The sequence below is a fragment of the Hydrogenophaga sp. FW305-3-2-15-A-LB1 genome, from assembly GCF_058787875.1.
Window position 1 is genome coordinate 62,514 of the sequence record NZ_JBYTAE010000005.1, and the last position, 20,453, is coordinate 82,966.

Genomic DNA, 20,453 nt, shown 5'->3' on the forward strand with positions numbered 1-20,453 from the left:
CCACCATGCCTTGCCAACGCGACCGGAACGCCGGCAAGGCCTCCCCTGCGTTTCAGGCCAGCAGATCCTTGATCTGCTGCAGCGCGGCGGGATCGTCCATGGTCGTGAGGTCGCCCGGATCGCGCCCTTCGCAGACCGCCTGGATGGCCCGGCGCAGCAGCTTGCCGCTGCGCGTCTTGGGCAGCACGGTCACGAAACGCACCCGGGCCGGGCGGGCCACGGCACCGAGCTGCTCGTCCACCCGCTTCATGATCTCGCCCTCCAGCTTGAGCTTCGAGGCCTCGTCACCGAGCGCCGAGGTGTCCTTGGCGACCACGAAGGCCATGGCCACCTGCCCCTTGAGCTGGTCGGCCACGCCCACCACCGCCACCTCCGCCACGTTGGCGTGGCTGGAGATGCTCTCCTCGATCTCCCGCGTGCCCAGCCGGTGGCCCGCCACGTTGATCACGTCGTCGGTGCGGCCCAGGATGTAGAAGTACCCGTCCTGGTCGCGGATGCCCCAGTCGAAGGTGCTGTAGACCAGCTTGCCCGGGATGCTCTTCCAGTAGGTGTTGACGAAGCGCGCGTCGTCCTTCCACACAGTCTGCATGAAGCCGGGCGGCGTCGGCCCCTCGATCACCACCACGCCCTTCTCATCGGCACCGGTGAGCTCTTCACCGGTGGACTCGTGCAGGAGCTTGACGCTGTAGCCGTACATCGGCACCCCCGGGCTGCCAAACTTGCTGGGCTTCTTCTCGACCCCGTTGGCGATGGTGAGAATAGGCCAGCCGCTCTCGGTCTGCCAGTAGTTGTCGATGATGGGCACGCCCAGGCCGTCGCTGATCCAGCGCGCCGTGGGCTCGTCCAGCGGTTCGCCGGCGAGGAACAGCGCCTTGAGGCTGGAGAGGTCGTACTGCTTCAGGTAGGCCGGGTCCTGCTTCTTGAGCACGCGCACCGCGGTGGGCGCGCTGAACATCACCGTCACCTTGTACTTCTCGACCAGCCGCCACCAGATGCCCCCATCGGGCCGGATCGGCAGGCCTTCGTACAGGATGGTCGCCATGCCGGCGATCAGCGGGCCGTAGACGATGTAGCTGTGGCCCACCACCCAGCCAATGTCGCTGGTGGAGAAATAGGTCTCACCGGGTTCGCCCATGAAGATGTGCTTCATGCTCGCCGCCAGCGCCACCAGGTAGCCTCCGGTATCGCGCTGCACGCCCTTGGGCTTGCCGGTGGTGCCGCTGGTGTAGATCGTGTAGCTGATGGCGGTCGACTCCATCCATTCGCAGGACACCTGCGCGTTCAGGTGCTGCTCGCGCAGAGCGGTGTAGTCGTGGTCGCGCCCGGGCACCAGGGACATCGGCGCCAGGCCCCGATTGACCAGGACCACCGACGCCGGCTTGTGGCTGGACAGGCGAAGGGCTTCGTCCAGCAGCGGCTTGTACTCGACCACCTTGCCACCGCGCGACCCTGCATCGGCGCTCACGATGGCCACGGGGGATGCATCGTCAATGCGGTTGGCCAGCGAATGGCTCGCGAAACCGCCGAACACCACCGAGTGAATGGCGCCGATGCGCGCGCAGGCCAGCATGGCGAAGGTGGCTTCGGGAATCATGGGCATGTAGATCAACACCCGATCGCCCTTCTTCACGCCCTGCCCCAGCAGCACCGCCGCCATGCGCTGCACCTCGGCGTGCAATTCGCGAAAGCTGTAGGTGCGCTCGGTGTCGGTCTCGGTCGACACGTAGATCAGCGCGTTCTGATCGGCGCGATCCCGAAGGTGGCGGTCCACCGCGTTGTGGCACAGGTTGGTCAGCCCGCCCTCGAACCAGTGCGCGAACGGCGGGTGGTCGTGGTTGCAGACCCGGTCGAAGGGCTTGTGCCAGTCCACCAGCGCGGCCTGTTCGGTCCAGAAGGCATCGCGGTCCTCGATGGAGCGGCGGTAGAACTCGGCGTAGCCCTGACTCATATGAATGTCTCCTGCAGCTGATGGACCTAAAGTCGCGCACTAAAGTGAATTCATAATTATGCTGAGCCCGCTTGCGCGAGGCTGACACGGCGCAAGGCCGCCGCCCTGCGCCGCTGCACGCTTCTCTTATTTGATCAAGGCCTGGATCTCGCGGAACGCGGGGTGCTCGGCCGTGCGCAGCCACTCGAAGGCCACCATCTCCGTGGTCACCAGCTCGGCGCCCGCGCCGGCCAGGCGGTCGAAGGCGGCGTCTCGGTTGCGCTCGGTGCGCGAGCTGCAGGCATCCGTCACCACCCAGACGTCGAACTCCTGCTCGATCAGCTCCAGCGCGGTCTGCAGCAGGCACACATGCGCCTCGCAGCCCGCCACGACGACAGTCTGGCGCTCCGAGGCTGGTGCCGCCGCCGGCTTCTGCAGGTGCTTGGGCAGGCTGCGCGCGTTGCCGGACGCCTGCTGACGCACGGGAGGGCGCAGCCAGTCGGCCAGGCCATCGGAGACGGCGCCGAAGTGCATCTTGGACAGGGTCTTCTGGCACAGCTCGCGCAGCTCGGGCGGGTTGGGTCCCAGTTTTTCGGGGTTCTGCTCGGTGCCCCAGGTGGGCACCCGCAGGGCCTGGGCCATGCGCGCCAGGCGCAGGGCATTGGCCAGCACTTGAGGGCCTTCGAAGATGGCGGGCATCAGGCGGGCCTGGTAGTCCACCAGCACCAGTTGGGAATCGGAGGCGTCCAGCAGCATCGGTTTGTCTTTCACGTCTAAGGCTTCGGGGAGAAGCGGGGATTTTCGCAGGGCCGGTCGGGGTGGCCGCGAATGCCCTCAACCCCCGAACAGATCGGCCTGCCCCGGTTCACCCGCTGAAGCGCCATCGCCCGGGCTCAACCGGGCCACGAGCTGGTCCACATAGGCCTGGAACAGCGCATCAGGGGACTGCCCGAACATGCGGATGCGGCCGGTGTGCTGCAACAGCAGCAAACCCACCCCATGGGCGAAGAGCGCGGTGTTCTCGCGCAGCGCGGCTTCGGGCGAGAGCCCCATGGCCTGCAAGGCCTGTTCGCAAGGATGCAGGGCGTCGTGCAGGCGGCTGTTGAGCTGCTGGTTCAGTTCGCTGGTCAGGCCCCGTGGGGCCAGCCCCTGCACCAGGTAGAAGCCCAGATCCAGATCGCGAGGGTTGCGGGCGTAGAAGCCGAACCAGGCCTGCGCCTTGGCCGCGAGCATCGCCTGGGGTTGGGGTTTGGGCGGCTTGGCGGCAGCCACCTCCTGGTTCAGCCGCTCCAGCGATTCGGCCAGCAACGCGGCGTAGATCGCCTCCTTGCTCTCGAAGTAGCTGTAGATCGCCCCTGGTGTGTACGCCGCCCGCTTGGCGATTTCCCGGATGCTGGCGCCTTCCACGCCCTTTTCGGCGAAGACACTGCGCGCCGCTTCCAACACCAGGGCGCGGCGGGAATCCGACTGCGCCGCCTGGCGCAGCTGCCGTTGGCGTTGTTGTTCTCGCGCGGCCTCTGCCTCGGCCTCCGAGGGCACGGGGATCAGTTCATGCAAATGGACGTCCATGCGCGCAGTTTATCGCCCTGACGAACATGGATCGCTGAAATTAAACATTTGCACAAATTATTGAACATTGTTTAAATCAATGCTCGAGAGGCAAAAAATACGTCGACCGTCAATCTATCCACGAGGCATCCATCCCATGAACAACTCACTGGCTCACCCACCCACGCTCATGAGCGGCGAGGATTTCCGCGAATCCCTGCGCGAGCGCAAGCCGCGCGTGTTCGTGGACGGGCGCGCGGTGGACAGCGTGGCCGATGAACCGGGTTTGCAACCCGGGATCAACGCCATTGCCCTCACCTATGACTTGGCCCTCCAAGCCCGGTACGCGCCGCTGATGACGGCGGTCCAGCAGACCAGCGGCCGCCGGGTGAACCGCCTCAGCCACATCAACACCAGCAGCGGCGACCTGCTCAACAAGCTGGAAGCCGTGCGCCTGGTGTGCCAGGAGACCGGTTGCGCCCAGCGCTACCTCACCCACGACGCGCTCAACGCCATCGGCCAGGTCTCGGCCCGCATCGACGATGCCCGTGGGACCACCGAGCACACCCAGCGCTTCCTGAACTACCTGCACCGCGTGCAGGATCAGGACCTGACCCTGGGCGTGGCCATGACCGATGCCAAGGGCGACCGCAGCCGCCGTCCGCATGAGCAGGCCAACGTGGACAGCTACGTGCACGTGGTGGAGAGAAACGCACGCGGCATCGTCATCAGCGGCACCAAGGCCATCGTCACCGGCGCGCCCTATGTGCACGAGCTGCTGGTGATGCCGTGCCGCCACATGGGCCGCGAGGACGCCGACTTCGCCGTCTGCTGCGCCGTGCCCATCGACGCACCGGGCCTGACCATCGTCGCCCGACCCGCCGGCCGGCCCGGCGAAAAGGTCGAACATGGCGAGGCCCTGTTCAGCCGCAAGTACGGGCAGAGCACCGGCGTCTGCATCTTCGACCGGGTGTTCGTGCCCTGGGACAGCGTGTTCTACGCCGGCGAGTGGGAGCACTCCAGCCACCTCACCTACAGCTACGCCACCCACCACCGCCACACCTGCATCGGCGCGCGCGCCGGCTTTGGCGATCTGCTCATCGGCGCCGGGGCGCTCATGTGCGAAGCCAACGGCTTCGACCCGGGCCGGGAAACCCACCTGCGCGAACAAATGGTGGAACTGATCACCATCACCGAGGGCTTCTACGCCTGCGGTGTGGCGGCCAGCGTCTATGGCAAGGCCGACCCGCACAGCCAGACCTTCATGCCCGACCCCGTGTTCTCCAACATCGGCAAGCTGCTGCTGGCCACGCAGATCTACGACATGCACCGCATCGCCCACTACGTGAGCGGCGGCCTGATCGTCACCCTGCCCGGCCCGGACGAAGACCACAACCCCGAAACCGGCGCGAAACTCTCGGACGTGCTGCGCGCCAACCCCGACGTGCCTTACGAGCAGCGGATCCAGACGGCGCGTTTCCTGGAAGACCTGACCGCTGGCTACCAGGGTGGCTGGTACAGCGTGATCAGCCTGCACGGCGGCGGTTCGCCAGCCGCGATGAAGCAGGAAATCTGGCGCAACTACCCGGTGGGCAACAAGGTCGAGCTGGTCGAACGTCTGCTGGAACGCGGCGTGGCGGCCGACGGCAGCGCTGCCGCATCGCCTCACGACCCGGCACGCGCCATCACGAAAAACCGCCAACCCGGCAAGTGCTGCGACACCGGCTGCACCGCGCCCGGTCAGCCCGTGATGGTCGATCTTCCGTCGGTCACCAGCAGCCTTCCGTCGCGAGCCGCCCCGCTGGCCAGGAAGTGAATACGAAAGTGGTTGTAAATCAAGGGGTTGGCGCTCGATTCTCGCTTGACTTCCAGCAGCAGCGCCGATACCCTCACGCCCTATGTCGCGTTGGCTCCCCATTCTTCTGCTGTGCGGTTCGGCCGTGGCCCACGCCGCGCCGGGCACCACCAACGGCTATGAAGACATGGACTCGCTGCTCAACGACAAGGGCCTGATGGCCCGCATCGGTCAACAAGTGCAGCATGCCCGCGAGACGGTGAGCGACCAGGCCTCCAGCCTCGTGATCAACGCCATGGCCTTCCTCGACGTGCCGTACCGCTACGGCGGCAACAGCGCCGAAACGGGCTTCGATTGCAGCGGCTTCGTGCGCGCGGTGTACGAACAGTCGCTGGGCAAGATCCTGCCCCGCCGTTCCGACGAACAGGCCGCGGCCACACAGACCATCGACCGCAGCGAACTCAAGCCGGGCGACCTGGTGTTCTTCAACACCATGCGCCGGGCCTTCAGCCACGTCGGCATTTATGTGGGCGACGGCAAGTTCATCCACTCCCCGCGCAGCGGTGCCCAGGTGCGCATGGAAGACATGCGCATGGCCTACTGGAACAAGCGCTTCAATGGCGCGCGCCGCGTGCCGGTGGCCGACAAGGCTCCCTGAGCCATCACGGCCACCGCGTCGCCGCCCCGACGCTCACTCCATCTTGATGTTCGCGCCCTTGAGCTGGCGGTTGCTGCGCCATTCCTCGGCAATGCGGCGCGCGAAGGAAGGCCGGTCGCCGAGCGCGGGCAGGTTGTCCGACGCCAGCAGCCGCTCGCGGATGGGGGGCGTCTGCACCGCCGCGTTGATTTCCGCATTCAGCCGGTCCAGCACCTGCGGCGGCGTCCCACCCGGCGCGAACAGGCCGAACAGCGAAGTGACATTGGCCTGGGGCAACCCCAGCTCGGCAAACGTGGGCACCTGCGGCAAGACCTCCAGGCGCTGCGGCGCGCCCACGGCCAGGGGCTTGAAACGACCGGCCTCGATGTGGGCCAGCTGCGCCGGAGCCACGTTGGTCGACAGCAACTCGAACTGCCCGCCCAGCGCGTCGGTGAGCTGCTGGCCACCGCCCTTGTACGGAATGTGCGTGACCACCACGCTGCTGCCCAGCTGCACCTGTTCCAGCACCAGATGGCCGGCGGTGGCCAGGCCGGAGGTGGCCCAGCGCAGCGCGCCTGGATGGGCTTTGGCTTGCGCGAGCAAGTCCGCAAAGCCCCGGCCCATGAAGGTCGGCGTGCCCACCAGCAGCACGGGTGTGTACATCACGCTGGCCACCGGCTCGATGTCTCGAAACGGGTCGTAGCCCACCGCACCGAGGTGCGGGCGCAGGGTCAAGGGGCTGACCGCCGAGAAGGCCAGCGTGTGTCCGTCGGCCGGCGCGCGCGCCAGCGCCTGCAGCCCCACGCTGCCGCCCCCACCACCCCGGTTTTCCACCCGCACCGCCACGCCGAGTTGCCACGACAGGCGCTCGGCCAGCGCACGCGCGACGCCATCGCTGAGCCCGCCCGGTGGGTACACGACGATGATGCGCAAGGGCTGAGAAGGCCACGCGGGCTGCGCATGGCTGGCCCGTGGACCGACGACGCCCGCCAGCGCCAGCAGCGCCGGGATCGCTTGCCGACGCGACAGCCCTTCTCTCATGCCACGGTGCGCCCCCGTCGCGCGCGCGCCTGGGCCTTGCGCGCCGTGTCCCGGGCGATCTTGAGGAAATGCGAGGCCGGGCCGGAGGCTTCGGCCGAGCGGTACACCAGGGTCAACGGCGCATCCAGCGGCGTGCCTTCGCGCAAGGGCAGATAGACCACCGCGTGGGGATGCAGCCCGCTCATGGAGGTCGGCACGACCGCGATGCCCGCGCCCGCGGCCACCAGGTTCAGGCTGGTCACCATGCGCTCGACCTCGGCGGCGATGCGCGGACGAAAACCATGGGCTTCGCACAGCGCCAGCAGGTTGGCGTACAGCCCCGGGGCACCGGGTTGCCGCACCAGGATGAAGCCCTCCTCGCGCAGGTCCGCCAACGCCAGCGCGCCCGACCGGCGTCGCGCCAAGGCGTGGTCGCCGGGCAGCGCCACCAGCACCGGCTCGCGCAGCAGCACCTCGAAGGTCAGGCTCTCGGGCTGCGACACCGGCACGCGGATCAGGCCGCAATGCAGCCGCCCCGCCTCCACCGCCTCGGTGATGCCGGCCGCGTGGTCTTCGCGGATCGACAGTGCGATGCCGGGCCAGGCCCGCCGGCAGGCGCGCAAGGCCTCGGGGGTGAAAGCATGCGCGGCGGCGGAGCTGGTGAAGCCGACATGGAGCACACCGAGTTCGCCGCGCGCCACGCGCGCCATGCGCTGCTCCATGGCCGCCATGTCGTCCACCAGCTGGCGCGCTTCCCGCTCGAACAGGCGCCCGGCGTCCGACAACGCCACGCCCTTGGGATGGCGGTGGAACAAGGCAACGCCCAGCTCCTTTTCCAGTGCCTTGATCTGCAGGCTCAGTGGCGGCTGCTGGATGCCCAGGCGCTCGGCCGCGCGGGTCATGTGGCCGGCCTCGGCGACGGCCAGGAAGTAGCGCAGGTGCCTGATTTCCATATCTGAAAGGTATTGAAATTCGGGTTTCAGTATATTTGACATGGGGTGGCGGCGCACCTATCGTCCGCGTGGATTCGAACAACCACAGGAGACCTTTCATGCCCCTTCGCCCCATCGCGCTGCTGGCGCTGGCGGCCCTCGCCGGCCACAGCGGCGGCGCCATCGCCCAGGTGCCCACCGACCCTCAGCCCCGCGCCTGCCCCGCCGAAGTGCCGGCCGGTGCCACCTGCCACACCGGCGAGGACGGGCTGGGCGGCTTCTACTGGATCGCCCTGCCCGCCGGGTGGAAACCTGAGACCGGCGTGCTCGTGGTGCATGCCCATGGCGGCCCCGCCGACACCGGCCCGGCCACGCTGGCGCGCGGCGAGGAAGACCTCAAACGCTGGGCCGTGACCGTCAAGGCCGGCCACGCCTGGGCGGGCGCCACCTACCGCCGGGGCGGCTTTGGCGTGAGCATGGCGGCCGAGGACACCGAGCGCGTGCGCCGCGTCTTCGTGAAGCATTTCGGCCCGCCCCGCCGCACCATCTTGCACGGGCAAAGCTACGGCGGCTCGGTCGCCGCCAAGGGCGCCGAGCTGTACGCCATGGTGGACGGCCCCAACGGACCCGTCAAAGGCCCTTACGACGGCATGCTGCTCACCAGCGGCATGCTGGGCGGCGGCACCCGCGCTTACGACTTCCGGATCGACTTGCGCGTGGTCTACCAGTACGTGTGCAAGAACCACCCGAAGGCAGACGAGCCCCAGTACGCGCTGTGGCAGGGCCTGCCCATGGACGCCAAGCTCACGCGCGCCGAACTGGCCAACCGCGTGGACGAATGCACCGGCGTGCGCAAACCCGCCGCGCAACGCACCGAACAGCAGAAGACCAACCTGGCCAACATCGTCAACGTCATCAAGATCCCCGAGCGCTCGCTGATCGCCCACCTCAACTGGGCGACCTGGCTGTTCCGCGATCTGACGCAGCTGCGCCTGGGCAACCGCAACCCGTTCAACAACGCCAACGTGCGGTACACCGGCTCCACGGACGACGCGGCCCTGAACGCGGGCGTGCTGCGCTACACCGCCGACCCGGCGGCCGTGGCCGAGCTGGCGAAGGACAGCGACCCCGAAGGCCGGATCAACATGCCCGTGCTCTCGCTGCACGCCGTCAACGACCCGACCGCGTTCGTCGAACTCTCTTCCGCCTACCGCGAGACACTGGATCGCGCGGGCAAGGGCAACCTGCTGGTGCAGACCTTCAGCGACGAGTCCGAGCACAGCTACCTGAGCGATCCGCAGTACCCCGCGCTGTTCACCGCGCTGCTCAACTGGATCGACAAGAACGAGAAGCCCACGCCCCAGACGGTGGCCACACTCTGCAAGGGCTACGAGGCCGCGTATGGCGACACCTGCAAGCTGCTGCCCGACTACCGGAGCGCGCCGCTGGCCAGCCGCGTCCCGGCTCGCTGAACGCGGCCCATGAAAAAAGCCGCCGACCCGTGAGGGCTGGCGGCTTCTTCTTTGGCCGGCGTCCCGGCGCTTACTTGCGCTGCGGCGGCACGTCCGTGCAGGAGCCGTGGGCGATCTCGGCCGCCATGCCGATGCTCTCACCCAGCGTGGGGTGGGGGTGGATGGTCTTGCCGATGTCCACCGCGTCCGCGCCCATCTCGATGGCGAGGGCGATCTCGCCGATCATGTCGCCTGCATGCGTGCCCACCATGCCGCCGCCCAGGATCTTGCCGTGGCCATGGGCCTCGGGCGAGTCGTCGAACAACAGCTTGGTCACGCCTTCGTCGCGGCCATTGGCGATGGCGCGGCCCGAGGCCGTCCAGGGGAACAGGCCCTTCTTGACCTTGATGCCCTGCGCCTTGGCCTGGTCCTCGGTCAGGCCCACCCAGGCCACCTCGGGGTCGGTGTAGGCCACGCTCGGAATGACGCGCGCGTTGAACGCCGCGCTGGCCAGTTCCTTGTTGCCCTGCAGTTCACCCGCGATCACCTCGGCCGCCACGTGCGCCTCATGCACCGCCTTGTGCGCCAGCATGGGCTGGCCCACGATGTCGCCAATGGCGAAGATGTTGGGCACGTTGGTGCGCATCTGGATGTCGACGTTGATGAAGCCGCGATCCGTCACCGCCACACCGGCCTTCTCGGCGCCGATCTTCTTGCCGTTGGGCGTGCGGCCCACGGCCTGCAGCACCAGGTCGTAGGTCTGCGGTGCGGGCGCCGTGCCACCCGGCTCAGTGCTCTCGAACGTCACCTCGATGCCGGCCGGCGTGGCCTTGGCCGACACCGTCTTGGTCTTGAGCATGATGTTGTCGAAGCGCGGCGCATTCATCTTCTGCCAGATCTTCACCAGGTCGCGGTCGGCGCCCTGCATCAGGCCGTCGAGCATCTCCACCACGTCCAGGCGAGCGCCCAGGGTGCTGTAAACCGTGCCCATTTCCAGGCCGATGATGCCGCCGCCCAGGATCAGCATGCGCTTGGGCACTTCCTTGAGCGCGAGCGCACCGGTGCTGTCCACCACGCGCGGATCGTCCGGCATGAAGGGCAGGCGCACGGCCTGCGAACCGGCGGCGATGATGGCCTTCTTGAAGCCGATCACCTGCTTCTTGCCCGTCTTCTCCTGGCCGGTGGCCCCCGTGGTCTCTTCCACTTCCAGGTGGTTGGCGCCCACGAAGGAACCGACACCGCGAACGGTCGTGACCTTGCGCATCTTGGCCATGGCGGCCAGGCCACCGGTGAGCTTGCCGATCACCTTTTCCTTGTGGCCGCGCAGCTTCTCGATGTTGACCACCGGGCGGCCGAACTCCACGCCCAGCGCCGCCATGTGGCTGACCTCGTCCATCACCGCCGCCACGTGCAGCAGCGCCTTGGAAGGAATGCAGCCCACGTTCAGGCACACGCCACCCAGGGTGGCGTAGCGCTCGACGATGACGACCTTCAGGCCCAGGTCGGCCGCGCGGAAGGCCGCGCTGTAGCCGCCAGGACCACCGCCGAGCACGACCACGTCGCACTCGAGATCGGCGCTGCCGCCGAAGCTGGCGGCGGTCGGCGCAGCCACCGGGGCCGCAGCCGGCGCCGCGGCGGGTGCCGCTTGTGGCGCGGGTGCCGGTGCGCTGGCGGCGGGCGCGGCGGCGGCCTCACCCGCGGCTTCCAGCGTCAGCACCACGCTGCCCTGCTTGACCTTGTCGCCCAGCTTGACCTTGAGCTCCTTGACCACGCCCGCCTGGGGAGACGGAATCTCCATCGAGGCCTTGTCGGACTCGACCGTGATCAGGCTTTGTTCGGCCTTGACCGTGTCGCCGGGCTTGACCAGCAACTCGATCACCGCCACTTCGTCGAAGTCGCCGATGTCGGGAACTTGAATGTCGATCAGTGCCATCTGCGTGGTCCTTTACAGCAACACGCGACGGAAGTCGCTGAGGATCTGGCCGAGGTACACGTTGAAGCGGGCGGCGGCGGCGCCGTCGATCACGCGGTGGTCCCAGGTCAGCGAGAGCGGCAGCATCAGACGCGGCTGGAAGGCCTTGCCGTCCCACACCGGCTCCATGGTGCTCTTGCACACGCCGAGGATGGCCACTTCGGGCGCGTTGATGATGGGCGTGAAATAACGCCCGCCAATGCCACCCAGGCTGGAGATGGTGAAGGTCGCCCCGCTCATCTCGGCCGGGCTCAGCTTGCCCTCGCGCGCCTTCTTGGCAAGTTCGCCCATTTCCTGGCTGATCTGCAGCACGCCCTTCTTGTCGGCGTCCTTGATCACCGGGACCATCAGGCCGTTGGGCGTGTCGGCCGCGAAGCCGATGTGCCAGAACTGCTTGTAGATCAGGGCATCGCCGTCGATCGAGCTGTTGAACTCGGGGAATTTCTTGAGCGCGGCCACGCAGGCCTTGATCAGGAAGGCGAGCATGGTGACTTTCACGCCGCTCTTCTCGTTTTCCTTGTTGGTGGACACGCGGAAGGCTTCGAGGTCGGTGATGTCGGCGTCGTCGTGGTTGGTGACCGCCGGGATCATGACCGCGTTGCGCAGCAGGTTGGCACCACTGATCTTCTTGATGCGGCCCATCTCCTTGCGCTCGATCGGGCCGAACTTGGCGAAGTCGACCTTGGGCCAGGGGATCAGGCCCAGGCCCGCGCCGTCGCCACCACCGCCGGCCGGGGCCTTGGCCGCCTGCGCCTTGGTCTGCATGGCGCCGGCCATCACGGCCTTGGTGAAGCCTTGCACGTCGTCCAGCACGATGCGGCCCTTGGGACCGCTGCCCTTGACCTCTTCCAGCGGCACACCGAGTTCACGGGCGAACTTGCGCACCGAGGGCGAGGCGTGGGGCAGGCCCAGCGGCGCCGTGGCGGTGGGGTTGTGGGCCGGCGCGGCAGCGGCGGGCGCCGATGCCGTGGCGGCCTGGGGTGCTGCCGCAGCGGCAGCAGGTGCCGCGGGCGCGGCCGTCGGTGCGGCGGCGGGCGCCGGCGCTGCGGCCGGGGCGGCGGCAGCGGCGCCTTCCAGAATCGCCAGCAGGTCACCGATGTTCACGGTGTCGCCGATCTTGACCTTGAGCTCCTTGAGCACGCCAGCGGCCGAGGACGGGATTTCCATCGAGGCCTTGTCGGACTCGACCGTGATCAGGCTCTGCTCCACCGAGATCTTGTCGCCGGGCTTGACCAGCACCTCGATCACCGCGACGTCCTTGAAGTCGCCGATGTCGGGCACACGCACCTCCACCGGGCCGGCGGCCGCAGCGGGCGCCGCCGCAGGCGCGGCAGCCGGTGCCGCAGGGGCCGAGGCCGAGGCCGGTGCAGCGGCTGCAGCCGGTGCGGCCGCCGCCGGGGCCGAAGCGGCTGCGGCCTCTCCCGCCGCCTCCAGCACCAGCACCACCGAACCCTGCTTGACCTTGTCGCCCAGCGCGACCTTGAGTTCCTTGACCACGCCGGCCGTGCTGGAAGGGATCTCCATCGAGGCCTTGTCGGACTCGACCGTGATCAGCGACTGCTCGGCCTTGACCGTGTCACCCACCTTCACCAGCAGTTCGATGACCGCCACTTCATCAAAGTCCCCGATGTCCGGGACCTTCACATCAATCAGTGCCATGTTCTTGTCTCCGGATTACGCGTACAGCGGGTTCACTTTGTCGGCGTTGATGCCGTACTTCTTGATCGCCTCGGCCACCTTGGCCACCGGCAGCTTGCCCTCTTCGCTCAAGGCCTTGAGCGCGGCGACCACGATGTAGTGGCGGTTGATCTCGAAGTGCTCGCGCAGCTTGCTGCGGAAATCGCTGCGGCCGAAACCGTCCGTGCCCAGCACCTTGTACGTGCGCTCCTTGGGAATGAAGGGGCGGATCTGCTCCGCGTAGTTCTTCATGTAGTCGGTGGACGCGATCACCGGGCCGGTGGTGGCGCTCAGCTGCTGCGCCACGAAGGGCACGCGCGGCGTTTCGGCCGGGTGCAGCAGGTTCCAGCGGTCGGCGTCCTGGCCGTCGCGGGCCAGTTCGTTGAAGCTCGGGCAGCTCCACACACCAGCGCTCACGCCCCAGTCCTTCTCCAGCAGTTCCTGCGCGGCGATGCTTTCGCGCAGGATGGTGCCGCTGCCCAGCAGTTGCACACTGGGCGCGTCCTTCTTGAGGGCCGGCGCCTGCTTGCAGTAGTACATGCCCTTGATGATCTGCTCCTCCGTGCCGGGCTGCAGGCCGGGCATGGGGTAGTTCTCGTTGAGCAGCGTCAGGTAGTAGAAGACGTTGTCCTGCTTCTCCACCATGCGCTTCAAGCCGTGGTGCAGGATCACCGCCACTTCGTGCGCGAAGGTCGGGTCGTAGCTGATGCAGTTCGGGATCGTGCCGGCCAGGATGTGGCTGTGGCCGTCTTCGTGCTGCAGGCCTTCGCCGTTGAGCGTGGTGCGGCCCGAGGTGCCGCCCAGCAGGAAGCCACGCGCCTGCATGTCGCCCGCCGCCCAGGCGAGGTCGCCGATGCGCTGGAAGCCGAACATGGAGTAGTACACGTAGAACGGCACCATGATGCGGTTGCTCGTGCTGTAGCTCGTGGCCGCCGCGATCCAGCTGCTCATGCCGCCGGCTTCGTTGATGCCTTCCTGCAGGATCTGGCCGGCCTTGTCTTCCTTGTAGTACATCACCTGGTCCTTGTCGACCGGGGTGTACTGCTGACCGTGCGGGTTGTAGATGCCGACCTGACGGAACAGGCCTTCCATGCCGAAAGTGCGGGCTTCATCCACCAGGATGGGCACGACGCGCGGGCCCAGGGCCTGGTCGCGCAGCAGCTGGGTGAGGAAACGCACGTAGGCCTGCGTGGTCGAGATCTCGCGGCCTTCGGCCGTCGGGTCGAGCACGGCCTTGAAGGTGTCGAGCGAAGGCACGGTGAAGCTTTCGTCGGCCTTCACGCGGCGCTTGGGCAGGTAGCCGCCCAGGGCCTGGCGGCGCTCGTGCAGGTACTTCATTTCCGGCGTGTCTTCGGCCGGCTTGTAGAACGGGATCTTGGAGAGTTCGCTGTCCGGGATCGGCAGGTTGAAGCGGTCGCGGAAGATCTTGATGTCCTCGTCCGTGAGCTTCTTGGTCTGGTGGACCGTGTTCTTGCCCTCGCCCGCCTTGCCCATGCCAAAACCCTTGACGGTCTTGATCAGCAGCACGGTGGGCTGGCCCTTGTGGTTGACCGCCTTGTGATAGGCCGCATAGACCTTCTGGGGGTCGTGGCCGCCACGCTTGAGGTTCCAGATGTCGTTGTCGCTCAGGTGGGCGACCATCTCCAGCGTCTTGGGATCGCGGCCGAAGAAATGCTTGCGCACATAGGCGCCGTCGTTGGCCTTGAACGACTGGTAGTCGCCGTCGACCGTGTCCATCATGATCTTGCGCAGCGCGCCGTCCTTGTCGCGCGCCAGCAGCGAGTCCCACTCGCTGCCCCACAGCAGCTTGATCACGTTCCAGCCGGAGCCGCGGAACTCGCCTTCGAGCTCCTGGATGATCTTGCCATTGCCGCGCACCGGGCCGTCCAGGCGCTGCAGGTTGCAGTTCACCACGAAGATCAGGTTGTCCAGGTTTTCACGGGCGGCCAGGCTGATGGCGCCCAGCGACTCGACTTCGTCCATCTCGCCGTCGCCGCAGAACACCCATACCTTGCGGTTCTCGGTGTTGGCGATGCCACGGGCATGCAGGTACTTCAGGAAACGCGCCTGGTAGATCGCCATCAGCGGGCCCAGGCCCATGGACACCGTGGGGAACTGCCAGAACTCGGGCATGAGCTTGGGGTGCGGGTAGCTCGACAGCCCCTTGCCGTTGACTTCCTGGCGGAAGTTGAGCAACTGCTCTTCGGTCAGGCGACCTTCCAGGTAGGCGCGGGCATACACACCGGGGGACACGTGCCCCTGGATGTAGAGGCAATCGCCGCCGTGGTTCTCGCTCTCGGCATGCCAGAAGTGGTTGAAGCCGGCGCCGAACATGTGGGCCAGCGAGGCGAACGAACCAATGTGACCGCCCAGGTCGCCTCCGTCCTCGGGGTTGTGGCGGTTGGCCTTGACCACCATGGCCATGGCGTTCCAGCGCATGTAGGCGCGCAGGCGTTCTTCGATCTCGATGTTGCCCGGGCAGCGCTCTTCCTGGTTGGGCTCGATGGTGTTGACGTAACCGGTGGTGGCCGAGAACGGCAGGTCGATGCTGTGCTGACGGGCTTCTTCCAGCAGCTGTTCGAGCAGGAAGTGCGCGCGCTCGGGGCCCTCACGTTCGATGACGGCGGCCAGCGCCTCCATCCACTCACGGGTTTCCTGGGAATCCGCATCGGCGGCACCACGGGCATTGAGAGCGTCATTCGCTGACATTGTTGTCTCCTGTTGGTTTGAATCGAGCTTACGGAGGTCCATCCGCACTGTCACTGATTTTTCCACAAAAGCTTTTCATTTTCAACATATGCTTTATGTTTTTATATTGTGAAAATTTAAACGGTTGACGAGACAGGCCTTGGGCGCGACAAAACACGCGTTTCTCCAGCCCCTCCGAAGGGCGTGGAGCACCCACTCACGTAGACTCTCGGGTTCATGATTCCCCTGCCCCAAACCACGCCACCCAACAGCCCGCCTGCCCAGGCCGTCTGGTGGAAGCGCTGGTGGCGCCGCCTGCCGCCGTCCCGCCAGGATCGCTTCGCCACCCTCGGCCCCTTGCTGGCCGTGCTCCTGTTCCTCTCGGCCATCGTGGTCGCCATCACCTACCTGCGTTACGAGGAACTCGAACGCGAACAGGAGGCCGTCACGCGCGACGTGGAGTACGCCCAGCAGCGCCTGCGCCTGCGCCTGCTCGAACGGCAGGAGCAGCTCATGCGACTGGCCCGTGAAGTAGGCAACAAGGAGATCGAGAGCGAGGAGTTCGAGTTCCAGGTCGAATCCCTGGTGAGCCAGTTCCCCGAGATGCTGGCCATCAGCTGGATCGATGGCCGTCGCAACGTGCTGGCCACCTACGCCTCGCCCAGCGCGCCTGCGGCGCTGGTGCGCCCCGTGGGCACGGTGCTCTCGGCCGGCGAAACCGACGGCTCCTTCGACCTGGCCCGGGACCTGCGCCAACCCATCTACTCGCGCCCGCTGGGCGAGGACGCGCGCAATTCCACGCTGATGCTGCACGTGCCGCTGAGCGAGCAAGGCCGCTTCTCCGGCACCATCATGGGCGAGTACTCGGTCGACGGGCTGATGCGTTTCGGCATCCCGCCGGAAATCATGGCCCGCTATGCCGTGGCCTTGGTGGACGACCGCGGCCGCGTGCTGGCCGGCAGCCTGCAGACACCCACCAGCGTGCTGCGCCTGCTGCCGTGGTCCAACCCGCCGCTGGAGCACGAGGTGCCCGTCTCGCCGGTGGGCAACGGCCTGATCCTGAAAGCCCAGGGCTACCGCACCTCGCAGGACATCGTGGGCAGTGGTTTCTTCTGGGTCATTGGCGCACTCTCCGCGCTCACGGTCTGGATGCTGCTCGGCACCTGGCGCCACACCCGCCGCCGCGTGCAGGCGCAGCAGGCGCTGGTGGCCGAGACCAACTTCCGCCGCGCGATGGAAAACTCCATGCTCACCGGCATGCGCGCCCTCGATATGCAGGGGCGCATCACCTACGTCAACCCGGCCTTCTGCTCGATGACCGGCTGGACCGAAGGCGAGCTTGTCGGCCGCACCGCGCCCTTCCCCTACTGGCCGGAAGAGGAACATGATCAACTCGCCGCGCGCCTGGAAGACGAGCTGCGTGGCCGCTCCACGCCCGGTGGCTTCGAGGTGCATGTGAAGCGCCGCGACGGCAGCATCTTCGACGCGCGCATGTACGTCTCGCCCCTGATCGACCCCAAGGGTCACCAGACCGGCTGGATGACGTCCATGACCGACATCACCGAGCCCAAGCGCATCCGGGAGGAGCTTTCGGCCTCCTATGAACGCTTCACCACGGTGCTGGAGTCTTTGGACTCCGCGGTCTCGGTCGCGCCCCTGGGCAGCGACGAGATGCTGTTCGCCAACAAGATGTACCGCCTGTGGTTCGGTACCCGCGGCCAGGGGCACCGCCACCTGGTTGATCTGGCCGGCAACCAGCCCTCCCCCAGCCCCGACGACGGTGACGCCGTGGACGCCTTCGCCGGCATGCCCACCGAAACGCTGACCGACGCTGGCGCGGAGAACGCGGAAGTGTTCGTGGAAGAACTGGACCGCTGGCTGGAGGTGCGCACGCGTTACCTCACCTGGGTCGACGGCCGGCTCGCCCAGATGGTGATCGCCAGCGACATCACGCCCCGCCGCTACGCGGAAGAACAAGCCTCTCGCCAGGCCGAGCGCGCGCAGACCGCGAGCCGCCTGATCACCATGGGAGAGATGGCATCGAGCGTGGCGCACGAACTCAACCAGCCGCTGACCGCGATCACCAACTATTGCAACGGCATGATCTCGCGCGTGACCGAGCAGCGCATCACCACCGACGAGTTGCTGGGCGCGCTGGAGAAGACCTCACGCCAGGCCCAGCGCGCGGGGCAGATCATCCAGCGCATCCGGGCCTTCGTGAAGCGCAGCGAACCCAATCCCACGCTGTCCGACGTGGCACAGATGGTGAGCAACGCGATCGAACTCGCCGACATCGAGTTGCGCCGGCATCAGGTGCGCCTCTCACCCTACGTGGCCGCGCGCTTGCCGAATCTCATGGTCGATCCCATCCTGATTGAGCAGGTGTTGATCAATCTCCTCAAGAACGCGGGCGAAGCCATCGCCCAAGCGGGGCGCGCACCGGGCGAACGCTATGTGGAGCTGCGCGTCGGGCCACGCCGCCTGGACGACGTGGACGTGGTGGAGTTCTCGGTGCGCGACTCGGGCAATGGCGTGCCCGACGAAATGATCGAGCGCATCTACGAAGCCTTCTACAGCACCAAGAGCGAAGGCATGGGCATCGGCCTCAAACTGTGCCGCAGCATCGTCGAATCGCACCACGGCCGGATGCAGGTTCAGAACATCTACAATGGTGAAGAGGTGGTGGGCTGCTGCTTCAGCTTCTGGATCCCCGTGATCTCTCGGCTGCAGAATCTCAGCGCCGCGGCCGGGCCCGCCACAGAGCCGCTGACGGACACTGAAAGAGCGAGATGAGTTTGATCCCCAAAAAAGGCAGCGTCTACGTGGTCGATGACGACGAGGCGGTGCGCGACTCTCTGCAATGGCTGCTCGAAGGCAAGGACTTCCGGGTCCGATGTTTCGAATCGGCCGAAGCCTTTCTGAGCCGCTACGACGCACGCGAAGTGGCCTGCCTGATCGCCGACATCCGCATGGGCGGCATGACCGGCATGGAACTGCAGGAACGCCTGATCGAGCGCCAGTCGCCCCTGCCCATCGTCTTCATCACCGGCCACGGCGATGTGCCCATGGCGGTGGAATCGATGAAGCGCGGCGCGCTCGACTTCATCCAGAAACCCTTCAAGGAAGACCAGCTCGTGGCCCTGGTCGAGCGCATGCTCGAACACGCGCGCGAAGCCTTCGCCACCCACCAGCAGGCGGTCAGCCGCGATGCCCTGCTCTCCAAGCTCACCAGCCGCGAGGCGCAGGTGCTCGAACGCATCGTCGCCGGCCGGCTGAACAAGCAGATCGCCGACGACCTGGGCATCAGCATCAAGACGGTGGAGGCGCACCGCGCCAACATCATGGAAAAGCTCGGCGCCAACACCGTGGCCGACCTGCTCAAGATCGCGCTGGGGCAGACCCCGGCCAAGGCCTGAACCCCTTCATCAGCCACACCCATTCCCCCTAACGCCCGCCGCTCTCCCGGCGGGCGTTTGCATTTCAACCGTAGACACTCTCCAGCCATGACCGCCCAACTCATCGACGGCAATGCCCTCTCCCGCCAACTGCGCGCCGACGTCAGCGCCCGCGTCACCGCCCTCAAGGCCAAAGGCATCACGCCGGGCCTGGCCGTGATCCTGGTCGGCGAGAACCCGGCCTCCCAGGTCTATGTGCGCAACAAGGTCAAGGCCTGCGAAGACACCGGCATGCACTCGGTGCTGGAGCGCTGGCCCGCCACCCTCAGCGAAGCGGAGTTGCTGGCGCGGGTCGATGCGCTCAACCACGACGCGACGGTTCACGGCATCCTGGTCCAGCTGCCCCTGCCCGCCCACATCGACGCCCAGAAGGTGATTGAAGCGATCTCTCCGGCCAAGGACGTGGACGGCTTCCACATCGCCAGCGCGGGCGCTCTGATGACCGGCATGCCCGGCTTCTGGCCCTGCACGCCCTATGGCTGCATGAAGATGCTGGAGAGCATCAGCTGCGAGCTCAAGGGCAAGCACGCGGTGGTGATCGGGCGCAGCAACATCGTGGGCAAACCGATGGCCCTGATGCTGCTGCAACAGAACGCCACCGTGACCATCTGCCACAGCGGCACCAAGGACCTGAAAGCCCTGACCCTGCAGGCCGACGTGATCGTGGCGGCCGTGGGCAAGCGCAATGTGCTCACGGCCGACATGGTCAAACCCGGCGCCGTCGTGCTCGACGTGGGCATGAACCGCAACGACGAAGGCAAGCTCTGCGGTGACGTGGATTTCGACGGCGTGAAGGAAGTGGCCAGCTGGATCACGCCCGTGCCCGGCGGGGTGGGCCCCATGACCATCACCATGCTGATGGTCAATACGCTGGAGTCGGCCGAGCGTCTGGCGGCCTGAGGCCTCAGCGAGCCGGCGATGCCCGGCTCAAGCGCCAGAGCACGGCACCAGCACACAGCCACTGGCCCAGCACCATGGCGGTGCCCACGCCATGCCACAGACGCAGGTTGCCGCCGCTGGCGCGCGCGGTGACGATGTTCTGCGCCACACCGAACTCCTGCAGCAGCGCCAGCAACATGCCCAACACCACGATGCCCAGCGTGGTCATGGTGGCGCCATTGGGCGGGCCACCCTGCTCATTGCCGCGCCGCAACATCACCAGCAGCGCCAGGCCCAGCAACAGGCCCGCGTAACACTGCAGGGAAAAGAGCTTGGCGGCGACCGGCCCCGCCATGGCGGGATTGCCCAATTGGGCGAACAGCGTCGGCACCGCGAGAAAACTCAGCGCCGTGATGCCACCCCACCACAGCGCGGCGATGAAGATGGATACACGGTGCAGTGGCATGGCCTA

General features: G+C 66.9%; 15 protein-coding genes. 6 read left to right on the forward strand and 9 right to left on the reverse strand.

Annotated features, from left to right (window positions below; all coding sequences use genetic code 11):
• Positions 1-52: 52 nt before the first annotated feature.
• From AC3WPZ_RS02555 to AC3WPZ_RS02565, 3 genes are all read right to left on the reverse strand, one after another.
• Complete coding sequence (locus AC3WPZ_RS02555; protein WP_382326803.1) at positions 53-1,948, reverse strand: propionate--CoA ligase; 1,896 nt, start codon at positions 1,946-1,948, stop codon at positions 53-55.
• Between the two features lie 126 nt (positions 1,949-2,074).
• A complete protein-coding gene (locus AC3WPZ_RS02560) occupies positions 2,075-2,683 on the reverse strand; it encodes an isochorismatase family protein (RefSeq protein WP_444687470.1) in 609 nt (202 codons plus the stop codon).
• Positions 2,684-2,761: 78 nt separating this feature from the next.
• Entirely contained in the window at positions 2,762-3,496 is a 735-nt protein-coding gene (locus tag AC3WPZ_RS02565; RefSeq protein ID WP_382158441.1) for a TetR/AcrR family transcriptional regulator, read from the reverse strand.
• A gap of 136 nt (positions 3,497-3,632) precedes the next feature.
• Here AC3WPZ_RS02565 and AC3WPZ_RS02570 point away from each other — a divergent pair, with 136 nt between their 5' ends.
• Both AC3WPZ_RS02570 and AC3WPZ_RS02575 read left to right on the forward strand, forming a co-directional pair.
• Positions 3,633-5,291 (forward strand): 4-hydroxyphenylacetate 3-hydroxylase family protein, encoded by a 1,659-nt coding sequence (locus AC3WPZ_RS02570; protein ID WP_492432108.1) that lies wholly within the window; start codon positions 3,633-3,635, stop codon positions 5,289-5,291.
• An 82-nt stretch (positions 5,292-5,373) separates the two neighbouring features.
• Positions 5,374-5,928: a C40 family peptidase gene (locus AC3WPZ_RS02575; RefSeq protein WP_382158445.1), complete on the forward strand. Its 555-nt coding sequence runs from the start codon at positions 5,374-5,376 to the stop codon at positions 5,926-5,928.
• Positions 5,929-5,961: 33 nt separating this feature from the next.
• On the opposite strand, the gene AC3WPZ_RS02580 is transcribed toward AC3WPZ_RS02575, so the two are convergent.
• Positions 5,962-6,948, reverse strand: a complete 987-nt coding sequence (locus AC3WPZ_RS02580) for a Bug family tripartite tricarboxylate transporter substrate binding protein (protein ID WP_492432110.1) — start codon at positions 6,946-6,948, stop codon at positions 5,962-5,964.
• On the reverse strand, positions 6,945-7,880 hold the full coding sequence (locus AC3WPZ_RS02585; protein WP_382324411.1) for a LysR family transcriptional regulator: 936 nt from the start codon (positions 7,878-7,880) through the stop codon (positions 6,945-6,947). The genes AC3WPZ_RS02580 and AC3WPZ_RS02585 overlap by 4 nt, the downstream gene beginning before the upstream one ends.
• A 98-nt stretch (positions 7,881-7,978) precedes the next feature.
• On the opposite strand from AC3WPZ_RS02585, the gene AC3WPZ_RS02590 reads away from it, so the two are divergent.
• The gene (locus tag AC3WPZ_RS02590) at positions 7,979-9,331 is read left to right on the forward strand and encodes an alpha/beta hydrolase (protein WP_492437957.1); all 1,353 of its coding nucleotides are present in this window, start codon (positions 7,979-7,981) and stop codon (positions 9,329-9,331) included.
• Between the two features lie 70 nt (positions 9,332-9,401).
• On the opposite strand, the gene lpdA is transcribed toward AC3WPZ_RS02590, so the two are convergent.
• From lpdA to aceE, 3 genes are read right to left on the reverse strand one after another with little or no spacing between them, the layout of a single operon-like run.
• Positions 9,402-11,243, reverse strand: coding sequence for a dihydrolipoyl dehydrogenase (gene lpdA, locus AC3WPZ_RS02595; RefSeq protein WP_492437959.1), 1,842 nt, complete (start codon positions 11,241-11,243; stop codon positions 9,402-9,404).
• A gap of 12 nt (positions 11,244-11,255) precedes the next feature.
• Complete coding sequence (gene aceF, locus AC3WPZ_RS02600) at positions 11,256-12,941, reverse strand: dihydrolipoyllysine-residue acetyltransferase (protein ID WP_492437961.1); 1,686 nt, start codon at positions 12,939-12,941, stop codon at positions 11,256-11,258.
• Between the two features lie 15 nt (positions 12,942-12,956).
• Entirely contained in the window at positions 12,957-15,668 is a 2,712-nt protein-coding gene (gene aceE / locus AC3WPZ_RS02605; protein WP_382324405.1) for a pyruvate dehydrogenase (acetyl-transferring), homodimeric type, read from the reverse strand.
• A gap of 216 nt (positions 15,669-15,884) precedes the next feature.
• On the opposite strand from aceE, the gene AC3WPZ_RS02610 reads away from it, so the two are divergent.
• The 3 genes from AC3WPZ_RS02610 to folD all read left to right on the forward strand — a co-directional run bounded on the left by AC3WPZ_RS02610 (position 15,885) and on the right by folD (position 20,002).
• The gene (locus tag AC3WPZ_RS02610; RefSeq protein ID WP_444686414.1) at positions 15,885-18,440 is read left to right on the forward strand and encodes a PAS domain-containing sensor histidine kinase; all 2,556 of its coding nucleotides are present in this window, start codon (positions 15,885-15,887) and stop codon (positions 18,438-18,440) included.
• On the forward strand, positions 18,437-19,063 hold the full coding sequence (locus AC3WPZ_RS02615; RefSeq protein ID WP_291119523.1) for a response regulator transcription factor: 627 nt from the start codon (positions 18,437-18,439) through the stop codon (positions 19,061-19,063). Before AC3WPZ_RS02610 ends, AC3WPZ_RS02615 begins: the two co-directional genes overlap by 4 nt.
• A gap of 87 nt (positions 19,064-19,150) precedes the next feature.
• Positions 19,151-20,002 carry a bifunctional methylenetetrahydrofolate dehydrogenase/methenyltetrahydrofolate cyclohydrolase FolD gene (gene folD, locus AC3WPZ_RS02620; RefSeq protein ID WP_444686413.1) on the forward strand — a complete coding sequence of 284 codons (852 nt, stop codon included), beginning with the start codon at positions 19,151-19,153 and terminating at the stop codon, positions 20,000-20,002.
• A gap of 4 nt (positions 20,003-20,006) precedes the next feature.
• Here the strand turns inward: folD and AC3WPZ_RS02625 are convergent, their stop codons facing one another.
• Positions 20,007-20,447: a DUF4149 domain-containing protein gene (locus AC3WPZ_RS02625; protein ID WP_492437963.1), complete on the reverse strand. Its 441-nt coding sequence runs from the start codon at positions 20,445-20,447 to the stop codon at positions 20,007-20,009.
• Between the last annotated feature and the right edge of the window lie 6 nt (positions 20,448-20,453).